Origin of the sequence: Massilia frigida, from assembly GCF_011682175.1 — a bacterium.
GTDB lineage: Bacteria > Pseudomonadota > Gammaproteobacteria > Burkholderiales > Burkholderiaceae_D > Telluria_A > Telluria_A frigida.
On sequence record NZ_WHJG01000019.1, the window covers coordinates 60,143 to 84,390 of the forward strand.

The following is a 24,248-nucleotide window of genomic DNA, read 5'->3' on the forward strand; positions in this document are numbered from 1 at the left end:
CGTTTTTCTTACCGCACCTGGAGAACGCATGGACCTGCATGACAATGCCCCTGAGGGCCACGCCGACGCCGCGCTCGACGCCGCAGACGACGCCCCTGCGCGCCTGATTCGCGGGCGCATCGAGCGCGTCGACGCCTCCGGCGTGAGCGGCTGGTGCGTGGACCTCAATTGCCCGCAAGAGCAGCTGGCGCTCGAATTTCGCGCCGGCGGCAGGCCGGTCGGCTTTACCACCTGCGGCGTGTGGCGCGACGACCTGGTTGCCGAGGGCATCGACCCGCGCTGCATCGGCTTTCACTGGCCGCTGCCGCGCCACCTGCCGCAGCTGGCGCTCGACACGCTCGAAGCCTGGGTCTTCGAAACCCCGGTCCGGCTCGAGCGCGCGCCGGAGCACGGCGCGCACCTGGCGCGCGCAGCAGCGCCGGCCGGCGCCGCGCGCCACGCGCTTGCCATCGTCATCGAGCGGGTCGAGTCGTGCGGCATCGCAGGGGTGCTGCGCGGCGCCGATCCGGCGTGCGCCGTGGCGCTCGAACTGCATGCCGACGGCGTGCTGGTGGCCACCAGCACGGCCAGCGCGCCCAGCCACGCCTTCGTGCTGGCGGTGCCGGACGCCCTGTTCGACGGCCAGCCGCACCGGCTGCTGGTGCGCGCGCCCGAACTCGAGGCCGAACTGGCCCTGACGCCGGCGCAAAGCCTGTTCCAGGCCTACCAGGGCGGCAGCTGGCACACCCGCAATGGCATCCTGTACGGCTGGATCGATCCGCAGCGCTTGCCCGGCGGCGCGGCCGAACTGCGGGTCGACGACGGCGCCCGCAGCCTGGGCAAGATGCCGGTCGACGCCGCGACACTGGTCAACGGCGCCTTCAGCTTCAAGTTCGAGATGCCGTTCAGCGTCTACGATGGTGCCCGCCACGAGATCGCCATCAACCTGGAAGGCACGCGCTACCGCCTGTGCGCCCAGGGCGGCGCGCTCTCGCTGGCCTGGTGCAACAGCGTGATCGGCCGGGTCGACCTGGTCGACGCCAACGGCATCTGCGGCTGGGCGCTCGACACCACCGACAGCGGCGCGGTCCTGACGGTCGGCCTGTACCAGGGCGAGCAATTGCTGGCCCAGACCACGACCCAGATGGCGCGCAGCGATGTCAACAAGCTGTTCAAGAGCGAAGGACGGCATGGCTTCGAGCTGCTGTTCCCGGCCGCGCTGTACGACCGCCAGGCGCGCCAGATCGCGGTGCGCGTGAACGGCATGCCGCTCAATGTGCGCATCGAACACGACGTGCCGCTGCTGCTCAGCGAGCAGCAGCTGGCCCAGATCGCGCCCGCCGAGCGCTACCAGGGCTATGTCGAGCAGCTCACCACCGGCGCCATCATGGGCTGGGCCTGGGACCGCAAGAACCCCGCGCTGCCGGTGCATGTGGCGATCTACGTGGATGACCAATTGCTGGATGTGGTACAGGCCAACCGCTTCAATGCCCGCCTGCGCGCCGACAACCGCCACGGCCATCATGTGTTCCTGCTCAAGTTCCCCACGCGCCTGATGAATGGCAGCAAGCGCCGCATCCGCGCCGTGATCGTCGAAGGCAATCTCGAGATCAAGCAGAACGACGATACCCTGCTATTCCCCCTGGTCGACCATGGCGGACTCCAGATCCGGCCCCTGCCGGACGGCCACTATACCCATAGCGTGCCGCCCCGGCTGTGGCAAGGAGGGCGTCCGCGCGTCCCGGCCGTCGCCGCCGAATCGGCCGCGCCGCTGATCTCCATCATCGTGCTGAACTGGAACGGCGCCACCATCCTGCGCGACTACCTGGACTCGATGCTGCGCATCGACTGGCTGCATTCCTACGAACTGCTGCTGGTCGACCATGGCTCGACCGACGCCAGCCTGCAGGTGGCGGCCGAGTACGCCGCGCGCCTGCCCTTGCGGGTGCTGGCGCGCGGCGTGAATTTTTCGTTTTCGGCATCCAACAATTACGCCGCGGCGCAGGCGCGCGGACGCTACCTGGTGTTCGCCAACAACGACCTGGTCATGCTGCACGACTGCCTCGCGCCCATGCGCGCCCACCTCGACGACGAGCGGGTCGGCGCGGTCGGCCTGAAACTGCTCGAGCCGCTCGTCAACGGCGCCGACGCGTGGCGCTTCATCACCCATCACCAGGGCGTGCAGTTCAAGACCGACAGCCTGCCCGGCAAGGGCGGGCGCTACTACGCACCGATGGAAGTGGGCGAGCAGCCGCACGCCGACCTGGCCGGCTGCTACGACCTGCCGGTGGCCACCGGCGCGCTGCTGATGTGCCGCAGCGAGGATTTCCGCGCCGTCGGCGGTTTCCACGAAGGCTATGTGTACGGCATGGAAGACGTGGACCTGTGCCTGGCGCTGCGCCTCAAGCTCGGCAAGACGATCTTGTGCGATACCGCCGCGGTGGCGCTGCACAACCGCAGCGCCACGCGCGACGCCAAGATCCTGGCCGGCAGCCAGCAGAAAGTGTACTCGGCCAAGGTGCACGCCAACAACCGCAGGCTGTATATCGAGCGCTACGGGCGTGACCTGACGCGCACCATCCTGCGTGCGCTGGTCGAGGGCGACAGCCTGTGGCGGCCGGCGCCGCTGCGCGTGACCATCGCCGTCACCGCCACCGACATCAGCACCGCGGCCGGCGACTTTTTCACCGCGCTCGAATTCGGCGAAGCCCTGCACCGCCTGTACGGCTGGGAGGTGATGTTCGTCAACAACCAGGTACACCAGCTGCCCGGCACCGACGTGGTCATCGCCATGCGCCACGATTACGCCATCGACAAGATCAGCGAAGCCAATCCCGGCCTGGTGACGGTGGCCTGGGTGCGCAACCGGGTCGACCAATGGCTGGGCGCGCCGCAGTTCCAGGCTTACCAGCTGATCTTCGCCTCCTCGCACAAGGCGATCGAGCACATCAAGGCCGCCACCGGCATCGAGGCCACCCTGCTGCCGATCGCCGCCAACGCGGCGCGCTTCCGGCCCATGCCGGCCGCTGCCGAACACGCCAGCGACGTCACCTTCACCGGCAGCTATTGGGGCGCCGAGCGCGAAGCGATCGGCTTGCAGGACCTGGCGCGCGAACCCTACCGCTTCGCCATCTACGGCCACGGCTGGCAAGACCGGCCCGACTGGAAAGCGAACTGGCGCGGCGCCGTACCCTACGCCGCCCTGCCGCAGATCTACAACTCGGCCAAGATCGTGCTCGACGATTCGCACCCGGTCACGCGCGAATGGCACTCGCTCAATTCGCGCGTGTTCGACGCCATCGCCAGCGGCAAGCTGGTGCTGACCAACTGCAGCGGCGGCGCGGCCGAACTGTTTCCGGACCTGCTGCCCAGTTTCGAGACCGACCAGCAATTGCAAGCCTTGCTGCGCCACTTCCTGCGCCACGACGACGAGCGCGAAGCGCTGGCCGCCAGGCTGCAGCGCGAGGTGCTCGACAAGCATACCTACGACCAGCGCGCCGCCACCTTCCGCCAGCGCCTGCGCGGCCTGCTCGACCAGTCGCTGCGCTTTGCCATCAAGATCGGGGTGCCGTCCATGAAGGAGCGCGAACAATGGGGCGACTACCATTTCGCGCTCGGCATCAAGCGCGCCCTGGAACGGCGCGGCCACGTGGCGCGCATCGATATCCTGCCCGACTGGTACGGCGGCCTGTGCGCGTCCGACGAGGTGGTGATCGTGCTGCGCGGCCTGTCCCAGTACCAGCCGCAGCCGACCACGATCAACCTGGCCTGGCTGATCAGCCATCCGGACGAGGTGACGGTGACCGAGCTGCAGCAGTATCACCACGTGTTCGTGGCCTCGGACAGCTTCGCGGCCTGGCTGGGCGAGCGCATGGGCGACCAGGTCAGCCCGCTGCTGCAATGCACCGATCCGGACCTGTTCTACCCGGAGCGCGATACCGAACTGGAGGTGCCGGAAGTGATTTTCGTCGGCAATTCGCGCGGGCAGTTGCGTGAAGTGGTGCAGTACGCGCTGGCCGGCGGGGTCGACTTCAAGGTGTATGGCGGCCTGTGGGAAGGCATCCTGCCGCCGCAGCAGGTGCCCCAGACCTATATCGCCAATGCGCGCCTGCGGCATTACTATTCGGCGGCCAAGGTGGTGCTCAACGACCACTGGGGCGACATGCGCAGCCAGGGCTTCTTGTCGAACCGCCTGTTCGATGCCGGCGCCTGCGGCGCCGCCATCGTCACCGACGAGATGCAAGCGTGCCGCGCCCTGTTCGGCGATGCGCTACATTACTACAGCACGCCGCAAAACCTGGCCAGCGAAGTGGCCAAAGTGCGGCGCGCCAGGTCCAGGCCGGACAAGGCGGGCCAGCGCTTGCGCGAACTGATCGTGAACCATCATACGTTCCAGCACCGGGTCGACGCCATCCTGCAAGTGCTCGCACGCCTGTCGCCGCAGATGGCGGCCGGCGCGCAGGCCGGCGCCGTCGCGGTAGTCAATCCATCCACCGGAGTCGAGGCATGAGCGCAGTCCTTTCCCAGATCCCCCCACCCCAGTTGCGCTTCATGGGCGAGAGCGACGCCAGCTTCATGCCGGTGGCCGAGCAATTGAGCGCCACCGTGCTGGAACAGGTGGGCGGGCGCGCTGTCGACCTGCTCGACATCGGCTGCGGCTACGGCCGCCTGGCGTACGGACTGCGCCAGGCCGGCTTTGGCGGCAGCTACCGCGGCTTCGACATCCTGCGCGAGCATGTCGAGTGGCTCAAGGAACACTTCGCCGCGCCCGATGATGGCGCGCGCTTCGGCTTCGACTTTGTCAACGTCCACAATGCCCGCTACAACCCGGGCGGCCTGCCCCTGGCCGACGTCGCCCTGCCCTACGCCGCCAACAGCTTCGATTGCGTGACCGCGTTTTCCGTGTTCACCCACATGGAAGAGGATGACGTGCGCACCTACCTGCGCCGCATTCATCCGCTGGTGCGCGAGAACGGACTCTGGATCGCCACCTTTTTCTCGCTGCCCGACGGCTTTTCGCTGGCCACGCAAAACCCCCAGATGCGCTACCGCCTCAGCGAGCAGGTGTCCGAGCACGCCTTCATCCACAATCCGGCCGAACCGCTGCACGTGATCGCGTACAAGGAAGCGTTCCTGCGCACCCTGTTCGCGCAGGAAGGCTGGGAGCTGGTGGCGCACAAGGGCGGCAGCTGGCTGGGCGACCCGGCCAAGGGCGAGTTCCAGGACCGCTTCGCGCTGCGCAAACGCGCCGTGCCGGTGGCGCTGGCGGTGGCGGTGGCGGCGCCGCAGCCGGAACCCGCAGCGGCGCCACCGAGCTGCAATATCTGCGGCAACCAGGCCTTCGTGCCCGGCCCGTCCGGGCGCATGGCCAGCAGTGGCGCCGCCCCTTGCTGCGCGCGCTGCGGGGCGCTGGAACGGCATCGCGTGGTGCGCCAGATCTTCCTGGGCATGCCGATCGGCTATCTCGACTGGCGCCGCGGCCTGCAGTTCAGCCCCGACCCGGCCCAGCATCCGGCCTGGTACCGCAGCTACGAAGTATCGGTGTATGGCGGCTCCGGCAGCCTCGACATCCAGGCCATCGCGCGGCCCGACGACAGCTACGACTTCATCACGCTCAGTCACGTGCTCGAATGCATTCCGGACGACCTGGCCGCGTTCGCCGAGCTGCAGCGCGTGCTGGCGCCGCGCGGCCTGCTGCATATCGGCTTCGGCGGCGCCCAGGGACGGGCGCTGAGCGAAGACTTCGAGGCCGCCATCGACCAGCACGGCAACCGCCACCGCTACGGGCGCGATGTGTACCAGCGCTTCGGCTGCGCCGCCAAGGGCATGGGCATGCTGGCGGTGCAAGGGACCGATCCCGCCACCGGCGTGCACGACGTAGCCTGGCTGTTCGTCAACCACGCGCCCGACGTGGCCCTGCTGCGCGGCTTCCTGCTGGCCTGGGACCCGGAACTGGTCATCCTGGAGCAGGCCCTGCCATGAACCGTGACGCCACGCCGGTGTGCCGCGAGCTCGGCGCGCAGTGCAATCTGTGCGGCGCCGCCATGCCCGACCCGGCCGACGCCGGCGCGGACCTGGCGCAGCCGGCCTGCCCCGCCTGCGCCAGCACCGCGCCCCAGCGCGTGATGCGGCGCGTGTTCCAGGCGCTGCCGGCCGGCTTGCTGGCGTGGCGCAGGCAGGCGCTGGAAGCGGGCCGGCACGGGGTCGATCCGGCCTGGTTCGGCGCGCCGGTGGCGGACGATGCCATGGCCGACTTCATGGCCGTCGAGCTCGACGCGCAGGGCGACGCCATCGCCACTGCACTGCCGCGCCTGACGGCGCGCGGCGTGCTGTATGTGAGCGGCGCCGCGCACGGCGCCATCGGCAGCGCCCAGGACTTGCTGGAATCGATGACGGCGCTGCTGGCCACCCAGGGCTTGCCCTGCTCGGTGATCGCCATCGACGCCGCCGACCCCGGCGGCGCCGCGCGCCTGCCCGTCTGGCTGCTGCTGCGCGAGGCGGCGCATGCCGAACGCTGGCGCCATCACCTGGCCGCCTGGCCCGCAGCCGCGCCGATGGCGGCCGGCACGGTGCCGGACCACTTCGCCCCGCTGCGGGAAGAGCTCGCATACTGGCAGGCCACGCGCTCCGAGTGTGCCTTCTGGTGGCGCGACGACGACCTGGTCGAAGACAGCGCCGCGCTGCACCGCCTGGCCGCACTGTCGCAGCGCCACCAGGCGCCGGTGCTGATGGCGGTGATCCCGGCGCAGGCCGATGCCGCGCTGGCGCAGGTGACAGCCGATGCCATGCCGACCCTGGTCTATTGCCAGCACGGCTGGGACCATGTGAACCATGAAGCGCCCGGCCAGCCCAGCAGCGAATTCGGCCCCGGGCGCGATCCGCAGGCGGCCGAGGCCGACCTGATGCAGGGAGCGGGCCGCCTGCGCGCCCTGTTCGGCGAGCGCTTCCTGGCGGTCATGGTGCCGCCCTGGAACACCCTGGCGCCGGCGCTGGCGGCGCGCCTGCCGGCGCTCGGCCTGCATGGCTTGTCGCAGTATCTGTTCCAGCCGCGCGGCACTGCGGTCGACGGCCTGGTGCGGGTCGACACCCACCTCGACATCGTCGACTGGAGCGCCGCCGCCGGCGTGCGCGACCCCGGGGTGCTGGTCGAACGCCTGGTATCGATCCTGCAATTGCGCCGCGCCGGCCAGCTGGACGAGCCGCTCGGCATCCTCACCCACCACCGCGTGATGGCCGAGGGCAGCTGGCGCTTCCTGGAGCAGCTGCTCGCGCTGACGGCCGAATTTCCCTGCGTGCGCTGGCTGCACCCGCGCGCCGTGTTCGCCGCCGCGCCGGCCAAAGAAGGAGCGCCATGCGCTGCCTGATCGTCGGCACGGCCAAGAGCGGCACCACGGCGCTGCTGTACGCGGTGGCCCAGGCCATGGGCGGCGACCCCGTGGTGCACATGGAAGACCGCATCGGCGACCTGCAGGTCTTGCCCGAACACACAGCCGTGAAACTGATCTTCGAGCACGAGAGCGGCGCCGCCATCGCCGCCTTCGGCGCCGGCTTCGACAAGCGCATCCTGCTGGTGCGCGATCCGCGCGATAACCTGATCAGCCGGCTGCTGTACATGGTCGCCAACAACCGGGCCATGCTGGGCGACCAGCCCTGCCTGCGGGTGTTCTGCCAGCTCTTGCAGCGCAAGCAGCAGGTACCGGCCTCGGTATCGCTGCAGCAATTTCCCCCCATGGGCAAGCCCTCGGACTTCCTGGCCTCGTCCTGCGCCCACCTCCAGGCCCTGGCCGCGTTCGCCGCCGACGCCGGCCCCGGCTGGCATATCCTGCGCTACGAAGACCTGGTGGCGGGCCGCCTCGAGGCCCTTGCGGCCTACCTGGGGCTGGCCGTGCAGGCCGGCGCCAGCGTCGACCCGCAGTACCAGCGGGTGGCGCGCACCAAGGGCGCGGGCGACTGGCGCCACTGGTTCAGCGGCGCCGACGTGGCGCTGCTCAGGCCGCTGCTGGCGCCCATGATGGCGGCGCTCGGCTACGCCGACGACTGGCAGCTCGCCCCGCAGCAGCACATCACGCCCGAGCATAGCTGGCTCTATTTCGAACGCCTGGTGCGCGAACGGCGCCAGCACGTCGGCCTGGCGCCGCTGGCCCTGCCCGCGCCGGAGCCATACCAGAGCGGCGCCGTGGTGCGCCTGTCCAAGGCCGACATCATCAACCGCCTGATCCGCCAGTTCGGCTTCAAGTCCTTTTTGGAGTACAACAAGTTCGACGGCGTCAGCTTTTACGGCGACATCGTGTGCGACAGCAAGTGCATCGCGTATCAGCCGGAAAACGTGCACCTCGATGCGGCCCGCGCGCGCCTCCTGCTGCGGGTCACGGCCGGGGTCGACCTGGGCCAGCTGCTGCCCCTGCCAGCGCTGCTGGAGCGCCATGCCGGCCAGCGCTTCGACATCATCTTCCTCGATCCGACCCACGAACGGCCCGACGTCGACCTGGCGCTGCGCGCGCTGGCGGCGCTGCTCAATCCCGGCGGGGTGCTGGTGGTGCACGACTGCAATCCGGAACGCGAGGAACTGACCGTGGTCAAGCGCCGCCACGGCGCCTGGGTCGGCGAAACCTACAAGGCCTTCGCCCTGCTGCGCCAGTACAACCGCGCCAGTACGGTCACCGTGTCCGAGGATTACGGCGTCGGCCTGGTGTGGAACAAGGACCTGGTGCTCGATTATCCGATCGGGGCCGATATCACCTATGCCCAGTTCGCGGCGCGGCGCCAAGCCTACAACGGCTTGATCAGTTACCAGCAATTCCTGGAACGAAGCGAGCACGGCGATATCGCCACCCTGTTCGCCCAGCCGCCGGCGCCGGCGGCGCTGCGCTTCCAGCCCAGGCCGGCGCCGCCGGCCGGCCTGGAATGCCAGTTGTTCTGGCGCAAGCCGGGGGCCGATTTCGCCGAGGCCGACGCGCTCACCCTGGCCCTGCCCGCCGACGGCAGCGTGCAGGTGCTGCACTTCACTTTGCCGCCCGGCGCCGGGCCCATCGAGCGCCTGCGCTTCGACATGGCCGACGCCGTCGTGGCGGTGCGGATCGAAGCCATCGAGCTGCGCAATCCGGCCGATGCGCTGATGTGGACCTGGGACGCGGCCGCGCACGCGGGCCAGGACTGGCGCAACGTGCGCTTCCACGACGCCGGCGCCGAGGGCCTGTTCCAGCTCGCCACCAGCGCCGATCCGCAGTTCTATCCGGCCCTGCCGGCGACCATCCTGAGCCAGCTCGGGCCAGGCTGGCAAGTGCTGGTGGTGATGTCCGCGCAGCCGCCCCTGGTCAGTTCGCTGCTGGCGGCGCTGGCCGGCGCGCCGCCGCGCCAGCGCGATGCCACGCAGGCTTGCGCATGAAAGCCATCCTCGTCATCGGCCACAGCCACATCAATGCCCTGCGCGCCGTGCCGGAGGCGCAGCAGGCCTGCGACTTCATGTCCTTCACCGAGGCCGGGGGCGCCTACCAGCAGCGCGATCCGGCCGAGTTCAAGGCCCTGGCGGCGGGCCCGGCCGACACGCTTGTGTTCATGATGGGTGGCAATACCCATATCACCCTGGGCATGCTCAATCCGCCCGAACCCTTCGATTTCTATCTTCCCGAACACACCGGCCTGCCGATGAACCCGGCGGCGCGCCTGCTGCCGGTGGACCTGGTACGCCTGCTCCTGACACGCCACCTGAAGCCGGACCTCGCCTATCTGGGCCAGCTGAGCGCCGTGTTCAAGGGCCGCCGCCAGCTGCACATCGAGTCGCCGCCGCCGCTGCCAAGCGAGTATATTGAGCAGCATCCCTCCGGATTCGCCGAGCGGGTGCGCGAGCGCGGCGTGGCCCCGGTCGCCTTTCGCCACAAGTTCTGGCTCCTGCATTCGGCCATCCTGCGCGACCATTGCACCGCGCTGGGGATCACTTTCGTCGCACGGCCGGCGGGCACCCAGGACGCCGATGGCTGCCTGGCCACGCCTTACCTGCGCGCAGACCCCACCCATGCGAACGAGGCCTATGGCGCCCTGCTGCTCGCGCAAATCCTCAGCCTGCGCGAAGGCGCGCCATCCCCATGAAAAACACGCCCTACCAAGCCCTGCCCGAGCACTGCTTCTGGCAACGCGCCGTGGCCGGCGTGGCGCGCGAGCAGGTCGATGCGCTGGTGACGGCACCATTCATGATCGCGCCCGGCGAGCGCATCGTCACCGCCGGCAGCTGTTTCGCGCAACACATCGGACGCCACCTGCGCGCCGCCGGCCTGTCGGTCCTGCAAACCGAACCGGCCCACGACTGGCTGCACGAAAGCGAGGCGAGCAGCTATGGCTACGGCATCTACAGCGCGCGCTACGGCAATATCTACACCGCGCGCCAGTTGCTGCAGCTATTCCAGCGCGCCCATGGACAGTTCCAGCCCGCCGAGCGGCTGTGGGAGCAAGGCGCGCGCTGTATCGATCCGTTCCGCCCGCGCATCCAGCCCGACGGCTTCGCCACGCGCGAGGAATTCGAGGCCGACCAGCGCCAGCACTTTGGCGCCGTGCGCAGCGCCTTCGCCCAGCTGGACGTGCTCATTTTCACCCTCGGCCTGACCCAGGCATGGGAAGCGCTGGACGACGGCGCCGTGTTCCCGCTCTGCCCCGGCGTGGCGGGCGGCAGCTTCGATGCGCTGCGCCACCGGGCCCACAATTTCAGCGTGGCCGAGGTGACCGGCGACATGCTGGCCTTCATCGACCTGCTGCGCGCCATCAATCCCGCCGCGCGCCTGATCCTGACGCTGTCGCCGGTGCCGCTGGCGGCCGGCGCCGCCGCAGACGAGCACGTGTTAACTGCCAACACCTGGTCGAAATCGGTCTTGCGGGTCGCTTGCGCCGACATCGTGGCCAGGTGCGAGCAGGTCGCCTACATGCCGTCGTACGAACTGATCACCGGGGCGCATGCGCGCGGCGCCTATTTCGCGGACGATCTGCGCAGCGTGACCGAGGCCGGGGTCAGCCATGTCATGCGGGTGTTTTTCCGCCATTTTATCGGCACCGCCGGCGCACCCGTGGCGCCAGCCGCCCCGGCCGCAGCCGGCGACCTGGAACAGATGGCGCAACTGGTCGCGGTCAATTGCGACGAAGATGCGCTCAAGCTGGGCCCTGCGGCGCCCTTGCTCGCGCCGCTGTGCAATCTGTGCGGCGGCGCGGCGTTCGGGCCGGGGCCGGGCGGGCGTCTCGGCAAAGACCAGCTCGGCCCGCACTGCCTGGCCTGCGGTTCGCTGGAGCGGCAGCGGGTCGCCGCGCAGGTGCTGCTTGAACTGGGCCGCGAGCAGCTGGCCGGGCGCCGCGCCCTGCTGGTAGGGACGGAACGGGGCGCCGATGTGCGCTGGTTCGGCCACTGCGATGTGGCGCAGGCGAGCGCGCCCGGGGTGCTGCCGGCGGCCCTGGCCGACTATGCCGACGCCAGCTACGACCTGATCGTGCTGGTGCACGTGCTGGAATACCTCGACGACGACCGCGCCGGCTTCGACCAGCTGCGGCGCCTGCTCTCGCCCACGGGCGTGATGCTGGTGTGCTTCGTCGATCCGCGCGTGCGTCCGTGGACCAGCCTGCATGTGGGCGTGGCCGGCAGCGCGCGCCGCTGGTACGGGCGCGATCTGGCCCAGCATTTTCGCTGCAAGCCGAAAAAACTCAGCGTGACCATGCACGAAGTCGCCGATCCCGGCACCGGCGCGGTGCTGCCGGTGCACCTGTTTGCCGCCGCCACGTCCCCGAAAGCGCCACCCCCATGCTGACACCGGAACAACTGGCCACCACCAAAGACTACATCCTGCGGCGGACCAAGGGTCTGGACCAGGCCCTGCTGCCGCTGGGCGACCCGGCCGGCAAGGACGTGCTGGTCTTTGGCTGCGGCCTGGGCAACGAAATCCTGTGGTGCGCGCGGCGCCAGGCGCGCTCGGCGCTCGGCATCGATCTTGGCAAACCCAGGCAGGAAGCGCTGAACGCCGTCATGGCCGACGAAGGGTACGCCGACTTCCCTTACGCCGTCCATGAGTGCAATGTGCACGACCTGGCGCTCGACCATCCGGGCCGCTACGACCTGATCGTCTCGAACGGCGTGTTCGAACATGTCTCGGACCTCAAGGGCGTGCTCAACGCCATGCGCACCCTGCTGCGCCCGGGCGGGCGGATCGCCATCTATGCCGACGGGCTGTGGTTCTCGGCGATCGGCGGGCATCTGGGCAAATACAACTGGGAGCATTTGTGGATGACGCCCCAGGCCATCAAGGAACAGTTCCCCGAGCGCTGGCACGCCTACACGAATAACCTGAACCGCATGACCGCGGTCGATTTTTTGCAGGCGCTGCGCGATGTCGGCGCCCTGGTGCTGCAATTGCATGCGCGCAGCGATCCGTATCTGCCCAAGCTGGCGCCGCTGATGGCGCAGATCCAGGCGCGCCAGCAAGTCTCGCCGACCGATCTGTCGATCACCTCGATCGGCTGCGAGCTGTGCTTCCTGGAACATCTGTGACAAGCGGCTTGCCGTACAGGCGGCTTTCCCATCACCTCGTGATGCCACTTCCACGCGCAACGGACACGCAATGATACTAGTCACCGGTGGGGCCGGATTTATCGGATCGAATTTCATTCTCGACTGGCTGGCGCACAGCGACGAGGCCATCGTCAATCTCGACCAGCTCACGTATGCGGGCAACCTGAACAACCTGGCCGCGCTCAGGGGCGATGCGCGCCACCTGTTCGTGCGCGGCGATATCGGCGACCAGTCCCTGGTGGCAGCCTTGCTGGCCCGGCACCGCCCGCGCGCGCTGGTCCATTTTGCCGCCGAAAGCCATGTCGACCGCTCGATCGCGGCCCCTAGCCAGTTCATCGCCACCAATATCGGCGGCACCTTCGCGCTGCTGGAAGCGGCGCGCGCCTACTGGCACTGCCTGCCGGAGCCGGAGCGCGCCGGGTTCCGCTTCCTGCATGTGTCCACCGATGAAGTGTATGGCTCGCTCGCGCCGGACGAGGCGGCATTCACCGAGCGTTCGGCGTATGCGCCGAACAGCCCGTATGCTGCCTCCAAGGCCGCTTCCGACCATCTGGTGCGGGCCAGCTTTCACACCTATGGCTTGCCGACCCTGACCAGCAATTGCTCGAACAATTACGGCCCGTACCAGTTCCCCGAAAAGCTGATCCCGCTGATGATCGCCACGGCGCTGGCCGGGCGCGCGCTGCCGGTGTACGGCGACGGCATGCAGGTACGCGACTGGCTGTACGTGGGCGACCATTGCGCGGCGCTGCGGCGCATCCTGGCGGCCGGTCGTCCTGGAGAGGTTTATAACGTGGGAGGAGAGAACGAAATGACCAATATCGACGTGGTGCGCACCCTGTGCGACTTGCTCGACGTGGCGGCACCGGCGCGCGCCAGTTATCGCCAGCAGATTACCCATGTGGCCGACCGCGCCGGCCACGACCGCCGCTACGCGGTTGACGCCGGCAAGCTGCGGCGCGAACTGGGCTGGACGCCGGCCGAGCATTTCGCCAGCGGCATTGCGCGCACCGTGCACTGGTATCTGGCGCAGCGCGCCTGGGCCGACGAGATCGCCTCAGGCGCCTACCGCGACGCCCACTGGCCCGCCGGCGGTGCCGCATGATGGCCGCGCTGGCGCGCAAGGGGATCATCCTGGCGGGCGGCTCCGGCTCGCGCCTGTATCCGGTCACCACCAGCACTTCCAAGCAGCTGCTGCCGGTGTACGACAAGCCGATGATTTATTATCCGCTCACCACCCTGATGCTGGCGGGTATCCGCGATATCCTGATTATCTCGACCCCGCAGGACACCCCGCGTTTTCACGACTTGCTGGGCGATGGCAGTGCATGGGGCATCAACCTGCGTTACGCGGTGCAGCCATCGCCGGATGGCCTGGCGCAAGCGTTCCTGATCGGGCGCACGTTTGTCGGGCAACACCCGTCGGCGCTGATCCTGGGCGACAACATTTATTATGGCCACGAACTCGATGCCAAATTGGCTAAGGCGCATGCCCACGGCGACGGCGCCACCGTATTCGCGTATCACGTGCTCGACCCGGAACGCTATGGCGTGGTCGAATTCGGCCCGGACCAGAACGCGCTGTCGATCGAGGAAAAGCCGGCCCGGCCAAAATCGCATTACGCCGTCACCGGCCTGTATTTTTACGACAACCAAGTGTGCGACATCGCCGCCGCGATCACGCCATCGGCGCGCGGCGAGCTGGAAATCACCGACGTCAACCGCGCGTACCTGGCGGGGGGCCAGTTGCGCGTGGAAGTGATGGGGCGCGGCATGGCATGGCTCGACACGGGTACCCATGAATCCTTGCTGGAAGCCTCGCAATTCATCGCCACCATCGAAAAACGCCAGGGCCTGAAGGTCGCGGTGCCGGAAGAAGTGGCCTATCGCAAGGGGTATATCGATGCCGATGCGCTCGAAGCGCTGGCCCGGCCGATCAAGGACAATGCCTACGGCCGCTATTTGCTGCACGTCTTGCACGAACAGGTGTTCTGAGGGCGGCCGGGCATGCAGATCGTGCGCGCCGCTGCCCGGCCGGACCGGCGGGCGGCGCGCGCCAATCCGGGTTAGCATGAGGCCTTGCCAACTTGCCGCTCCCGCGATGCCAAAATTCTGCGCCAACCTCAGCCTGATGTTTACCGAAGTGAGCTTCCTCGACCGTTTCGGCGCCGCCCGCGCCAACGGCTTCGATGGCGTCGAGTTCCTGTTCCCGTATGCGTTTGACGCGGACCAGATCGGCGAGCGCCTGGCGCGCCACGGCCTGCAACTGGTGCTGCACAACCTGCCTGCGGGCGACTGGGACGCCGGCGAGCGCGGCCTGGCCTGCGATCCGGGCCGCATCGCCGAGTTCCAGGACAGCGTGGCGCTGGCCCGCGATTACGCCGTCGCGCTCGGCGTGGGCCGCCTGCACTGCCTGGCCGGCAAGCTGGCGCCCGGCGTCGCCCGCGAACGCGCGCATGATACCTACGTCGCCAACCTGCGCTTCGCCGCAGCCCAGCTGGCCGCGCACGCTATCGACCTCTTGATCGAACCGATCAACACGGTCGACATGCCCGGCTACTTCCTCACCGGGAGCGCCCAGGCCGCCGCCGTGATCGCGGAGTGCGGCGCGCCGAATCTGTTCATGCAGTACGACATTTATCACATGCAGCGCATGGAAGGCGAGCTGGCCAATACCCTGCGCGCCCGCCTGCCCCTGATCCGCCACATCCAGGCGGCCGACAATCCCGGCCGCCACGAACCGGGCACGGGCGAAATCAATTACCGCTACCTGTTCGCCCTGCTCGACGAGCTCGGCTATGACGGCTGGGTCGGCTGCGAATATCATCCGCGCGCCGGCACCATCGCCGGCCTGGATTGGCGTAGCGCGTTATCCTAATCCATGGCAAAATAGACAAGGTGATCAAAGGCATATTTCGCTTGTGGAAACATGAGCGCAGTTTGACTTTAAGCAAACTGTATTCACATCATCGGCGCAAGAATGGGAACTTCTGGCAAGCCCTTCCGTGCGCGCCTGAAAGGACTTATGAACCCGCTTCGCACCTTGAGTACCTCCGCCCTCCTCGCCGCCAGCCTGTTGCTGGGCGGCTGCGTCAGCAACCGGGTCAACCTGGAAGAGGTGCGCGAATTCGCCCACGCCTCGGCCCGGCTGGGCGCCTACGCCGAGCTGTCCACGCACTACCGCGACACTTACCTGCGCGAACAACCCTACCTGCCGCCCGCGGCCGACCAGGTGGCCAGGGATAACGATGCCAAGCGGCAAACCGCCTACACCGATTTCGTGACGATCCAGAAAGCCGTGGTGCTGTACATGGAGACCCTGGCCGCGCTGGCCGGCGAGGCGCGCTACGACTTCACGCCCCAGATCAGCACCATGGGCACCGGCCTGTCCGGGCTGGCCAAGACCACCCTCGGCCAGAAGCAGGTGAGCGCTTACACCGGCCTGACGCGCCTGCTGACGCGCGCGCTCACCTCGCACTTGCAGAAAGAAAGCGTGGAAACCATGGTGCGCGAAGGCGACGCCGATGTGCGCGTGCTGCTCGACGCGATGATCAGCCTGACCGAGGTGTACGCGGCGGCCAACGAGAATGAAAAGAAAACCGTGCTCGGCTTTTTCGAAGTGGCCCTGCCGCTGGCCGACCGGCCCCAGGACCGCTTGCTGTACACCCTGGCGCGCGCCCATGTGCAGGGCAAGACCAGCGAGTACCGCCTGATCGACAAGCGCTTCGAGCTGGCGCGCGAGGGCTTGTCCAAGGTCGCGCTCGGCCACCAGAAGCTGCGCGAGAACCTCGCCACGATCTCCTCGTCCGAGATGCGCCATGCGCTGTACGAGTACGCGCGCGACCTGAACATGATCCGTACCGGCCTGGCAGCCGACTAAACCGACCCGAGGTGTGCTATGAAGACAGATAAGACAGATCACGACGGACTGGCCAGCGTGGAAGACATCATGGCGCTGGCCGCGCAGTTGTCGGCCTGCGCCGGCGCCATGCATGAGCGCGCGCTGGTGGCCATCCGCACCCCGCCCGACGCCCAACTGAGCCAGGAAGAACGCGACCATGCCTTCGCCCTGCTCGACGAGGAACTGGTGCTGCGCCAGCACGTCCATGCGCTCTACCTGGACGCCGCCCGCGCCACGGTCAAGGGCCTGGGCCAGCCGCAGGAACACGTGCTCAAGCTGACCGCCGACGCGGCCGAAAAAATCCGCAAGATCGCGGTCATCGCCAACGTCACCGGACTGGTGGCGGCGCTGGTCGGACTGGCCGGCGCGGCGGCCAGCGGCGTGCCCGGCACGGTCTCGCTCGCGCTCAAGGATGTGCGCGAGCGCTTCAAGGCCATCAAGGCCCAGTAGCGATCATGGCCCGGTAAACCGGCACCCGTTCGTGCGCAGCTATCCAGCGCCGCGCGAACGCGCTACACTCGGCATCAGCGCCTCCACCCGGAGTGACGCGGCCGTGCCAACATTCACTTTCCCGAGCGTCAACATGAACGGACTGGAAGCAGGACAGCTCGCGCTCCTCAAAGCCGTCCTCGAACAGCGCCTGGCCGATCTGGCGCGCCACGATGGGGCCGAGGTGGCGCCGGGTCCGCGCGACCTGGCGGTGCAAGAGGTCGAAACCTCGCCCGCCGACAAGGCCACCGTGCGCCTGCTCAACGACCTGGCGCTGGAAGCGGCCGGCCACCACGTGGCGCAACTGCGCACCTTGCGCCAGGCGCTGGCGCGCATCGACGAGGGCAGCTATGGCGAGTGCGAGGAATGCGGCAATCCGATCGGCTTTTCGCGCCTGCAGGCGCGCCCGGAAGCGCGGCTCTGCATTGCCTGCCAGACCCGCGCCGAGAAGCGCTGACGCGCATTGAGCGCGCCGGGCCGTTCAGCTCATGTGCTGGCCGCCGTTGATGGCGATGTTGGCGCCCGTCACGAAGGCGGCCTCGTCCGACGACAGATAGGCCACCAGGCCCGCCACTTCTTCCGGTTCGCCCAGCCTGCCGACAGGAATTTGCGGCAGGATGCGGCTCGTCATCACCTCCTCCGGCACCGCCGTGACCATTTTGGTACGCAGGTAGCCCGGCGAGACGGTGTTGACGGTCACGCCGTGGCGCGCCATTTCCAGCGCCAGCGCCTTGGTGAAACCGTGCATGGCGGCCTTGGCGGCTGAATAGTTGGTCTGGCCGAACGCGCCCTTTTGCCCGTTGACCGAAGAAATATTGATGATGCGCCCGCCACCCTGGGCGATCATCGGTTCGATCGCCTGCTTGGACAGGTTGAATACGCTGTCGAGATTGGTGCGCATGACCTCGACCCAGTCGTCGTGCTGCATCTTGGCCAGGCTGCGGTCGCGCGTGATGCCGGCGTTATTGACCAGCACATCCAGGCGCCCCTGTTCGGACAAGAGCTTTTGCACCATCCATTCGCTGTCGGCAAAATCGCCCACATCGACCTTGTACGCCGTGAAGCGATAGCCTTCATCGCGCTGCGCCGCCAGCCAGCCCTCGGGCGAACTGTTGTGCGGCGAATAGGTTGCCGCCACGCGGAAGCCGGCGCGCTGCAAGCGCTGGCAAATCGCCGTCCCCAAACCTCCCATGCCCCCGGTTACAAGTGCTACTTTTTTGATTTCCATCATGCTTTCCTGTCATCGTGGTGAAGTCCGAAGCCAAGTCTAGGGTGCTTACCGTGCGCAACATTGAGCAATATCAAAGCTTGGGGAAAGATGGTTTAAGATGATGCATATCCCCTCCATCGAAACAGGAGCATGCATGGCTTATCAGACCGTCCTCGTCCACGTGGACGACAGTCCGTCCGCGTCCGCCCGCATCGGCGTGGCGATCGCGCTGGCCAGCAGTTGCGGCGGCCACCTGACGGGCGTGGCCCCGACCGGGGTCGCGCGCACCCTGCTGCCCACCCTGGCGCCGGGCCAGAGCGACCCCACCCTGGCGCTGCATCTTGGTTTCCTGCGCGAGCAGGCCCAGGCGGCGCTGGCCGGCTTCACGCGGCGCTGCGAAGCGGCCGCCCTGGCCTCGCACGAGGCGCATGTGATCGACGATGACGCCGGCGGCGGCCTGTGCCTGCATGGACGGGTGGCCGACGTGATCGTGCTCAGCCAGTCCGACCCGGACCACGGCGGCACGCGCCTGCTGGCCGACTTGCCGGCGTATGTGGTGCTGCACGCCGGCAAACCGGTGCTGATGGTGCCGTTCGCGGGCGAGCGCGCCAGCGTCGGGCAGCGCGTGCTGGTGTCGTGGGATGCCAGCCGCGAAGCCGCGTGCGCGCTGCAACTGGCGCTGCCGCTGCTGCGCCAGGCCGGCACGGTCGAGCTGGCGGTGTTCGATACCGGCCCGGGCAGCCAGACCGTGGCCGACGCGCGCGCGGCCGATCCGCGCCCCTGGCTGGCCCGGCATGGCATCGACGCCCAGTTCGCGCTGCACGCGCTGGCGCACAAGCGCCAGCCGGTGGGCGAAGCCTTGCTGGCGCTGGCGGCCCAGAAGAATGCCGACTTGCTGGTGATGGGCGCCTATGGCCACTCGCGCATGCGCGAAACCATGCTGGGCGGCGTCACCCGCACCTTGCTCGAATCGATGAGCATGCCGGTGCTGATGGCGCACTAAGCCAGGTCAGTGCCAGTCGAGTTCGCGGATGCGCGAGACCTGGCGGCGCGCCATGAGCGACCACAGTTGCTGTGCCAGGTTCAGGTCGGCGCTCATGCGGCGCGGCGGCGCCAGCGCCAGTTCGCAATCGCGGCCCGACCATTCCTCGAAACGGATGGCACCCCCGCGGCTCACTTCGATCACATACATCAAGCCATCGTCGTAGCCAAAGCGCAGGGCCGCGCTGGCCGCTTCGGGGGCGCTTGCCGGCGGACCTTTGCCTTTGGCTCCCGCCTTGGGCTTGCGCAGCGGCGCGTACAGTTCGGCCAGCACGGCCGTCAACTGCGCCTCGGTGGGCGCGGCGATGTCGCGTCCGTCCATGCTCGTCAGGGTGAGCCAGGCTTGAGTCATGGTCGCGTCCTCCCGTCGGCACGCAGCCACCGGCGCGAATGCGCTGGCTGGACTGGTACATGGATGCACTATGTAAAGAGCATAATACCCAAAAACGGGGGCTTGGGAAGCGCTATCTGAACGCTGTTGCAAGCGCCATGAAACGGACACGCGCCGCCGGGCACAAAGGCCGGGTGGCGCGTCCATGCTGCGTCGATAGCGGACGCCGCAAGCGGGTGCCGCAAGCGGGCGCCGCAAGCGGGGGCGCTTACTGCACCAGCACCGGCAGGCTGAGCGGATCGAAATCGGTCCAGTCGCCCCCTTCGATGGTGCCCTGGGCGCGCTCGATATGGTGCGAACCGAGCCCGCGCAGCACCTCGATGGCGCGCGCTTCCTGGCCGGGCTGGTCGGCCGCCACGGCGATCAGCATGCCGGACTTGCGCGGTGCGTAGCGGTTGGCATTGCTGCCCTCTTCCTTCTCGCCGGCTTCCTTCATTTTCGATAGGCTGAACAGCGAACCGACGTGCGCGCCCACCAGGCCGCCCACGATCGGGCCGGCCGGACCGGTGACGAAGGCGGTCGCCGCGCCCACCGCCACGCCGACCGCGCCGCCGGCGGCCGCGCCTTCCAGCACGCCTTCCGGGGTTTCCTTGGCGCCCGGCGATTGCATATGGTCGCCGCCGATGGCGGTCTGGTCATGCTGGCCCGGCTGGTTCAGGAAAAACGCCGAAATGCGCTCGTCGGGAAACCCGGCGCGCACCAGTTCGCGGCGCGCGTGATCGATCTCGTCCTGGAGTTGAAAATGACCTGCAACGATGGTAGACATGCTGATTTCTCCTGCATTGATGATGGAGCCAGCATGCGCCGCCAGCCCCGTTCCCTCTGTACGCAAACGCACATAAGACCGCGCTGCAACAAAAAGAAATCTTTCCCTCCCGTGTAGTAAATATTTCTCCGTATAATATAAATTGACGGTAAGACGGCGCGCGCCGTCCGCCCGGCAAGGCCCAGCACGCTCGCTATCTTTATTGAAAGACGCTGATGGAATTGGACACCGCGCATCCCTTACGATCGAGTCCCGCCGCTGCCGCGGTGCTGTCCGCCTGCAGCAATGGCGTGCTGCTGGTCGATGCCGGCATCAGCACCTTTCCCATCCTCGACGTCAACCCCGCCTTTTGCGCGCTCACCGGCCGCACGCCGGAACAATTGATCGGCAGCAGCGCGATCCTGCTCGGCGACGCCACCTTCGGCGCGGCGCTGGCGGCGGTGGCCGGCGGCCAGGCCAGCGCCTCGCTGCTGCTGCGCGTGGGCGGCGCCGGCGGCAGCGCCCCCTGGTGCCAGTGGACCATCAGCGCGGTGCCGGGCACGGACCAAGGCCAGGCCGCGCGCCAGCTGGTCTGCATCGCCGACAATGTCAACGAACTGCACGAACAGCAAGCCCTGCTCGCCCACCTGTCCACCCACGACGTGCTCACCGGCCTGGCCAACCGCAGCCTGTTCAACGAACGCCTGCAACTGGCCATGGGGCGCGCCCGCCAGCGCGGGGATGGGCTGGCGGTCCTGTGCCTGGCGCTGGACGGCTTCAACCTGGTCAACGAAAGCCTGGGCTACGTGGCCGGCGACCAGCTGCTCATCAGCGTGGCCATGCGCATCCAGGCCTGCATGCGGCCCCAGGACAGCTTGTCGCGCCATGGCGGCAACGAATTCGTGCTGGTCCTCGGCGAAGTCGACAGTACCGCGCAGGTGCAGGCCGTGTGCGAGCACATCGTGCGCGTGATCGGCGCGCCCTTCCCCGTGATCGGCCAGAGCCTGCACGCCGGCTGCAGCATCGGCATCGCGCGCTATCCGCACGACGCGGACGATGGCGTGACCCTGCTGCGCTACGCCGACATGGCGCTGTCGCACGCGCGCAGCCTGGGCGGCAACCAGTTGCAGTTTTTCGCGCCCGAGATGAACCAGCGCACCGCCGAGCGGGCCCAGATGGAAGCGGCGCTGCGCATCGCCCTGATCGAAGGCCAGCTGCAACTGCAATACCAGCCGGTGGCCGACCTGCAGCACGGCACTATCTGCGCGCTGGAGGCGCTGGTGCGCTGGCAGCACCCGGTGATGGGCCTGATTCCCGCCGGGCGCTTCATCCCGCTGGCCGAGGCGGCCGGCCTGACCACCGCGCTCGGCTACTGGAGCCTGCGCCGCGCCGTCGAGGACATGGCGTCCTGGCGCGCGGCCGGCCTGGCGCCGGTGCGGGTGGCGATCAATATCTCGCCCAAGCAATTCCTCGACCCCGCCCTGCCCCAGGTGGTGGCCGACGTGCTGGCCTCCTCAAGCATGGCGCCCTCCCAGCTGTCCTTGGAAATCACCGAGGCGGCCCTGATGCAGGACCCGCACGCCAGCGACACGACTCTGGCCCAGCTCAAGGCGCTGGGGATCGGCCTGACCCTGGACGACTTCGGCACCGGTTATTCCTCGCTCAACCACCTCAAGCGCTTCCCGCTCGACCTGGTCAAGATCGATTGCGGCCTGACCGGCAATATCGTCACCGGCACCGACGACGCCGCCCTGGTCAAGACCATCATCTCGATGGCGCACCACCTCGGCATCGAAGTGGCGGCCGAGGGGGTGGAAACGGAAGCCCAGTGCGACTTTCTGCGGCGCAATATGTGCGACCAGATCCAGGGTTATTTCCTGGCCAAGCCGTGCGACCGCAACGAGGTGGCCGCGATGCTGGCCGCGCGCCATGCCCTCCCGTCCCACCTGCTGCGCATCCAGAAGCAGCCGCGCACCCTGCTGCTGGTGGACGACGAGCAAAACATTGTTTCGGCCCTGAAGCGCCTGCTGCGGCGCGATGGCTACCAGATCCTGTCGGCCAACAGCGGCCAGGAAGGGCTCGACGTGCTGGCCGCCAACGCGGTCGACGTGATCGTGTCGGACCAGCGCATGCCGGGCATGATCGGCGCCGACTTCCTGCGCGCGGCCAAGGGCTTGTATCCGGACACGATACGCATCATGCTGTCGGGCTACACGGAATTGCAATCGGTGACCGACGCCGTCAACGAGGGCGCGATCTTCAAGTTCCTCACCAAGCCCTGGGACGACGAGCAGCTGCGCACCCACATCGCGGAAGCGTTCCGGCTCAAGGAGATCGCCGACGACAATGAACGCCTGAACCTGGAGCTGCGCACCGCCAACCACGAACTGGCGGCGGCCAACCGGCGCATGGAAGACTTGCTGCGCCAGAAACAGCAGCAGATCACGCGCGATGAAATCAGCCTGAACGTGGCGCGCGAACTGCTGCAATTCGTGCCGCTGGCGGTGATCGGGCTGGACGACGACGGCATGGTGGCGTTCGTGAACGGCGCTGCCGAGCGCATGTTCCGCCAGAATGGTGCCATACTCGGCAATGAGGCGGAGATCGTCTTGCCCGAACTGTTTCCCGACGGCCTGGCCCCCAGCGGCAGCCACCAGGTCGATATCAACGGACGCTGCTACCAGGTGGTGGCGCACCCCATGGGCGCGAATTCGCAGTCGCGCGGCAGCCTGATCACCATTAGCGTTTGCGAGGAAACAGAATGACACCCGCCGAGGAAACCATCGAGATCGACGCCGCCAGCGAAGGCATGGTGCTGGCCCAGGATTTGCGCGACGCCGGCGGCGGCGTGCTGCTGCCGGCCGGCGCCACCCTCAGTGCCTCCTCGCTGGCCTCGCTGCGGCGGCGCGGCATCGAACGGGTGCAGGTGGTGGCCGCCGAAGCGCCGGTCGACGAGGCCGCCGTGCGCGCCGAACGCGAACGCCAGTGCGCGCGCCTGGCGCGCCTGTTCCGGCGCTGCCTGACCGGTTCGCCCGCCAATGCCAGCGCGGTGCTGTACGAGCGCCTGCTGGCTTACCGCGGAGGCTGCTGATGATTGCCTCGATCGACGATGTGGTCAAACGCATCCGCGACCTGCCCTCGCTCTCGACGGTGGTGGTGGAACTGCTCTCGACCATGGACCAGGAAGATATCGATGTGCACGTCCTGGGCGCCAAGATCGCGCTCGACCAGTCGCTCACGGCCAAGACCCTGCGCTTGGCGAACTCGTCGTTCTACGGCATGTCGTCCAAGGTCACCACCATCCACCAGGCCATTTCGGTGCTCGGTTTTCACAGCATCCGCACCCTGGTGACGGCCTGCGCGGTGACCGGCAGCTTTCCGGCCGGCGTCAGCGGCGGGATCAATTTGCAGGCTTTCTGGCGCCACTCGGTGGCCACGGCGGTGTGCGCCAAGCTGCTGGCGGTACACCTGAAGCTCAATGCCGACACCGCCTTCACGGCCGGCCTGCTGCACGATATCGGCACCCTGGTGCTGGCCACCCGCTTTCCCGCCGAGTACAGCGCCATGCTGGCTTACCGCAAGGAGCACGATTGCTACATCATCGAGGCCGAGCGCGCCGTGATCGGGGTCGACCATGCGATGGCCGGCGCCGCCCTGGCCGCCTACTGGAAATTCCCGGCCGCGATGCAGGAATCGGTGGCCAGCCACCATCACCTCGACGCCGCCGGCACGCCCACCCTGCCGCTGCTGATCCACGCCGCCAATGTGTTTGCGCACGCGCTGGACCTGTCCGGCGAAGAAGACGACCTGGTGCCGCCGCTGTCCCAGACGCTGTGGATGAGCCTGGCGCTGAGCGAAGCCGACTGCGCCAAACTGTTCCGCGATTCCGAGTCGACCTTTGTCGACATGTGCAAGATTCTCGTCAGCTAGCGCGACGCGTGCCATGGAGGCCAA

The 24,248-nt window shown here is 68.0% G+C and carries 20 protein-coding genes; 17 read left to right on the plus strand and 3 right to left on the minus strand.

Annotation, left to right across the window (positions count from 1 at the left end):
* The first annotated feature begins 28 nt into the window (after positions 1 to 28).
* From F2P44_RS18610 to F2P44_RS18670, 13 genes are all read left to right on the plus strand, one after another.
* On the plus strand, positions 29 to 4,489 hold the full coding sequence (locus tag F2P44_RS18610; RefSeq protein WP_167088541.1) for a glycosyltransferase family protein: 4,461 nt from the start codon (positions 29 to 31) through the stop codon (positions 4,487 to 4,489).
* The gene (locus F2P44_RS18615; RefSeq protein WP_167088542.1) at positions 4,486 to 5,961 is read left to right on the plus strand and encodes a class I SAM-dependent methyltransferase; all 1,476 of its coding nucleotides are present in this window, start codon (positions 4,486 to 4,488) and stop codon (positions 5,959 to 5,961) included. Before F2P44_RS18610 ends, F2P44_RS18615 begins: the two co-directional genes overlap by 4 nt.
* Entirely contained in the window at positions 5,958 to 7,343 is a 1,386-nt protein-coding gene (locus tag F2P44_RS18620; protein ID WP_167088543.1) for a polysaccharide deacetylase family protein, read from the plus strand. Before F2P44_RS18615 ends, F2P44_RS18620 begins: the two co-directional genes overlap by 4 nt.
* Positions 7,331 to 9,364 (plus strand): hypothetical protein, encoded by a 2,034-nt coding sequence (locus tag F2P44_RS18625; protein WP_167088544.1) that lies wholly within the window; start codon positions 7,331 to 7,333, stop codon positions 9,362 to 9,364. The genes F2P44_RS18620 and F2P44_RS18625 overlap by 13 nt, the downstream gene beginning before the upstream one ends.
* Complete coding sequence (locus F2P44_RS18630) at positions 9,361 to 10,065, plus strand: hypothetical protein (RefSeq protein WP_167088545.1); 705 nt, start codon at positions 9,361 to 9,363, stop codon at positions 10,063 to 10,065. The genes F2P44_RS18625 and F2P44_RS18630 overlap by 4 nt, the downstream gene beginning before the upstream one ends.
* Entirely contained in the window at positions 10,062 to 11,759 is a 1,698-nt protein-coding gene (locus F2P44_RS18635) for a GSCFA domain-containing protein (RefSeq protein WP_167088546.1), read from the plus strand. Before F2P44_RS18630 ends, F2P44_RS18635 begins: the two co-directional genes overlap by 4 nt.
* The gene (locus F2P44_RS18640) at positions 11,753 to 12,496 is read left to right on the plus strand and encodes a class I SAM-dependent methyltransferase (protein ID WP_167088547.1); all 744 of its coding nucleotides are present in this window, start codon (positions 11,753 to 11,755) and stop codon (positions 12,494 to 12,496) included. Before F2P44_RS18635 ends, F2P44_RS18640 begins: the two co-directional genes overlap by 7 nt.
* Positions 12,497 to 12,566: 70 nt before the next feature.
* The gene (gene rfbB, locus F2P44_RS18645) at positions 12,567 to 13,622 is read left to right on the plus strand and encodes a dTDP-glucose 4,6-dehydratase (RefSeq protein WP_167088548.1); all 1,056 of its coding nucleotides are present in this window, start codon (positions 12,567 to 12,569) and stop codon (positions 13,620 to 13,622) included.
* A complete protein-coding gene (gene rfbA, locus F2P44_RS18650) occupies positions 13,619 to 14,512 on the plus strand; it encodes a glucose-1-phosphate thymidylyltransferase RfbA (protein WP_229423620.1) in 894 nt (297 codons plus the stop codon). Before rfbB ends, rfbA begins: the two co-directional genes overlap by 4 nt.
* Before the next feature lie 106 nt (positions 14,513 to 14,618).
* The gene (hyi, locus tag F2P44_RS18655; RefSeq protein ID WP_167088549.1) at positions 14,619 to 15,395 is read left to right on the plus strand and encodes a hydroxypyruvate isomerase; all 777 of its coding nucleotides are present in this window, start codon (positions 14,619 to 14,621) and stop codon (positions 15,393 to 15,395) included.
* A 147-nt stretch (positions 15,396 to 15,542) separates the two neighbouring features.
* On the plus strand, positions 15,543 to 16,397 hold the full coding sequence (locus tag F2P44_RS18660) for a hypothetical protein (RefSeq protein ID WP_167088550.1): 855 nt from the start codon (positions 15,543 to 15,545) through the stop codon (positions 16,395 to 16,397).
* An 18-nt stretch (positions 16,398 to 16,415) separates the two neighbouring features.
* Positions 16,416 to 16,868, plus strand: coding sequence for a hypothetical protein (locus tag F2P44_RS18665; protein WP_167088551.1), 453 nt, complete (start codon positions 16,416 to 16,418; stop codon positions 16,866 to 16,868).
* Between the two features lie 103 nt (positions 16,869 to 16,971).
* On the plus strand, positions 16,972 to 17,364 hold the full coding sequence (locus F2P44_RS18670; RefSeq protein ID WP_370662714.1) for a TraR/DksA family transcriptional regulator: 393 nt from the start codon (positions 16,972 to 16,974) through the stop codon (positions 17,362 to 17,364).
* Between the two features lie 24 nt (positions 17,365 to 17,388).
* Here the strand turns inward: F2P44_RS18670 and phbB are convergent, their stop codons facing one another.
* The gene (phbB, locus tag F2P44_RS18675) at positions 17,389 to 18,135 is read right to left on the minus strand and encodes an acetoacetyl-CoA reductase (RefSeq protein WP_187363365.1); all 747 of its coding nucleotides are present in this window, start codon (positions 18,133 to 18,135) and stop codon (positions 17,389 to 17,391) included.
* A 136-nt stretch (positions 18,136 to 18,271) separates the two neighbouring features.
* Here phbB and F2P44_RS18680 point away from each other — a divergent pair, with 136 nt between their 5' ends.
* On the plus strand, positions 18,272 to 19,120 hold the full coding sequence (locus F2P44_RS18680; RefSeq protein ID WP_167088552.1) for a universal stress protein: 849 nt from the start codon (positions 18,272 to 18,274) through the stop codon (positions 19,118 to 19,120).
* 6 nt (positions 19,121 to 19,126) lie between these two features.
* Here F2P44_RS18680 and F2P44_RS18685 read toward each other — a convergent pair whose 3' ends face one another.
* On the minus strand, positions 19,127 to 19,510 hold the full coding sequence (locus tag F2P44_RS18685; RefSeq protein WP_167088553.1) for a hypothetical protein: 384 nt from the start codon (positions 19,508 to 19,510) through the stop codon (positions 19,127 to 19,129).
* A gap of 247 nt (positions 19,511 to 19,757) precedes the next feature.
* Positions 19,758 to 20,315 carry a hypothetical protein gene (locus F2P44_RS18690; RefSeq protein ID WP_167088554.1) on the minus strand — a complete coding sequence of 186 codons (558 nt, stop codon included), beginning with the start codon at positions 20,313 to 20,315 and terminating at the stop codon, positions 19,758 to 19,760.
* A gap of 215 nt (positions 20,316 to 20,530) precedes the next feature.
* On the opposite strand from F2P44_RS18690, the gene F2P44_RS18695 reads away from it, so the two are divergent.
* From F2P44_RS18695 to F2P44_RS18705, 3 genes are read left to right on the plus strand one after another with little or no spacing between them, the layout of a single operon-like run.
* Positions 20,531 to 23,059, plus strand: a complete 2,529-nt coding sequence (locus F2P44_RS18695; RefSeq protein WP_167088555.1) for an EAL domain-containing protein — start codon at positions 20,531 to 20,533, stop codon at positions 23,057 to 23,059.
* Positions 23,056 to 23,385 carry a hypothetical protein gene (locus F2P44_RS18700; protein ID WP_167088556.1) on the plus strand — a complete coding sequence of 110 codons (330 nt, stop codon included), beginning with the start codon at positions 23,056 to 23,058 and terminating at the stop codon, positions 23,383 to 23,385. The genes F2P44_RS18695 and F2P44_RS18700 overlap by 4 nt, the downstream gene beginning before the upstream one ends.
* Positions 23,385 to 24,224: an HDOD domain-containing protein gene (locus F2P44_RS18705; RefSeq protein ID WP_167088557.1), complete on the plus strand. Its 840-nt coding sequence runs from the start codon at positions 23,385 to 23,387 to the stop codon at positions 24,222 to 24,224. Before F2P44_RS18700 ends, F2P44_RS18705 begins: the two co-directional genes overlap by 1 nt.
* The last annotated feature ends 24 nt before the right edge of the window (positions 24,225 to 24,248 follow it).

Coding starts and splice junctions, on each gene's coding strand:
- rfbB (WP_167088548.1), top strand. CDS start 12,567: ATGATACTAGTCACCGGTGGGGCCGGATTTATCGGATCGAATTTCATT.
- F2P44_RS18685 (WP_167088553.1), bottom strand. CDS start 19,510: ATGACTCAAGCCTGGCTCACCCTGACGAGCATGGACGGACGCGACATC.
- F2P44_RS18620 (WP_167088543.1), top strand. CDS start 5,958: ATGAACCGTGACGCCACGCCGGTGTGCCGCGAGCTCGGCGCGCAGTGC.
- F2P44_RS18680 (WP_167088552.1), top strand. CDS start 18,272: ATGGCTTATCAGACCGTCCTCGTCCACGTGGACGACAGTCCGTCCGCG.
- F2P44_RS18695 (WP_167088555.1), top strand. CDS start 20,531: ATGGAATTGGACACCGCGCATCCCTTACGATCGAGTCCCGCCGCTGCC.
- F2P44_RS18700 (WP_167088556.1), top strand. CDS start 23,056: ATGACACCCGCCGAGGAAACCATCGAGATCGACGCCGCCAGCGAAGGC.
- F2P44_RS18660 (WP_167088550.1), top strand. CDS start 15,543: ATGAACCCGCTTCGCACCTTGAGTACCTCCGCCCTCCTCGCCGCCAGC.
- hyi (WP_167088549.1), top strand. CDS start 14,619: ATGCCAAAATTCTGCGCCAACCTCAGCCTGATGTTTACCGAAGTGAGC.
- F2P44_RS18640 (WP_167088547.1), top strand. CDS start 11,753: ATGCTGACACCGGAACAACTGGCCACCACCAAAGACTACATCCTGCGG.
- F2P44_RS18690 (WP_167088554.1), bottom strand. CDS start 20,315: ATGTCTACCATCGTTGCAGGTCATTTTCAACTCCAGGACGAGATCGAT.
- F2P44_RS18610 (WP_167088541.1), top strand. CDS start 29: ATGGACCTGCATGACAATGCCCCTGAGGGCCACGCCGACGCCGCGCTC.
- F2P44_RS18665 (WP_167088551.1), top strand. CDS start 16,416: ATGAAGACAGATAAGACAGATCACGACGGACTGGCCAGCGTGGAAGAC.
- F2P44_RS18630 (WP_167088545.1), top strand. CDS start 9,361: ATGAAAGCCATCCTCGTCATCGGCCACAGCCACATCAATGCCCTGCGC.
- F2P44_RS18635 (WP_167088546.1), top strand. CDS start 10,062: ATGAAAAACACGCCCTACCAAGCCCTGCCCGAGCACTGCTTCTGGCAA.
- phbB (WP_187363365.1), bottom strand. CDS start 18,135: ATGGAAATCAAAAAAGTAGCACTTGTAACCGGGGGCATGGGAGGTTTG.
- rfbA (WP_229423620.1), top strand. CDS start 13,619: ATGATGGCCGCGCTGGCGCGCAAGGGGATCATCCTGGCGGGCGGCTCC.
- F2P44_RS18615 (WP_167088542.1), top strand. CDS start 4,486: ATGAGCGCAGTCCTTTCCCAGATCCCCCCACCCCAGTTGCGCTTCATG.
- F2P44_RS18625 (WP_167088544.1), top strand. CDS start 7,331: ATGCGCTGCCTGATCGTCGGCACGGCCAAGAGCGGCACCACGGCGCTG.
- F2P44_RS18705 (WP_167088557.1), top strand. CDS start 23,385: ATGATTGCCTCGATCGACGATGTGGTCAAACGCATCCGCGACCTGCCC.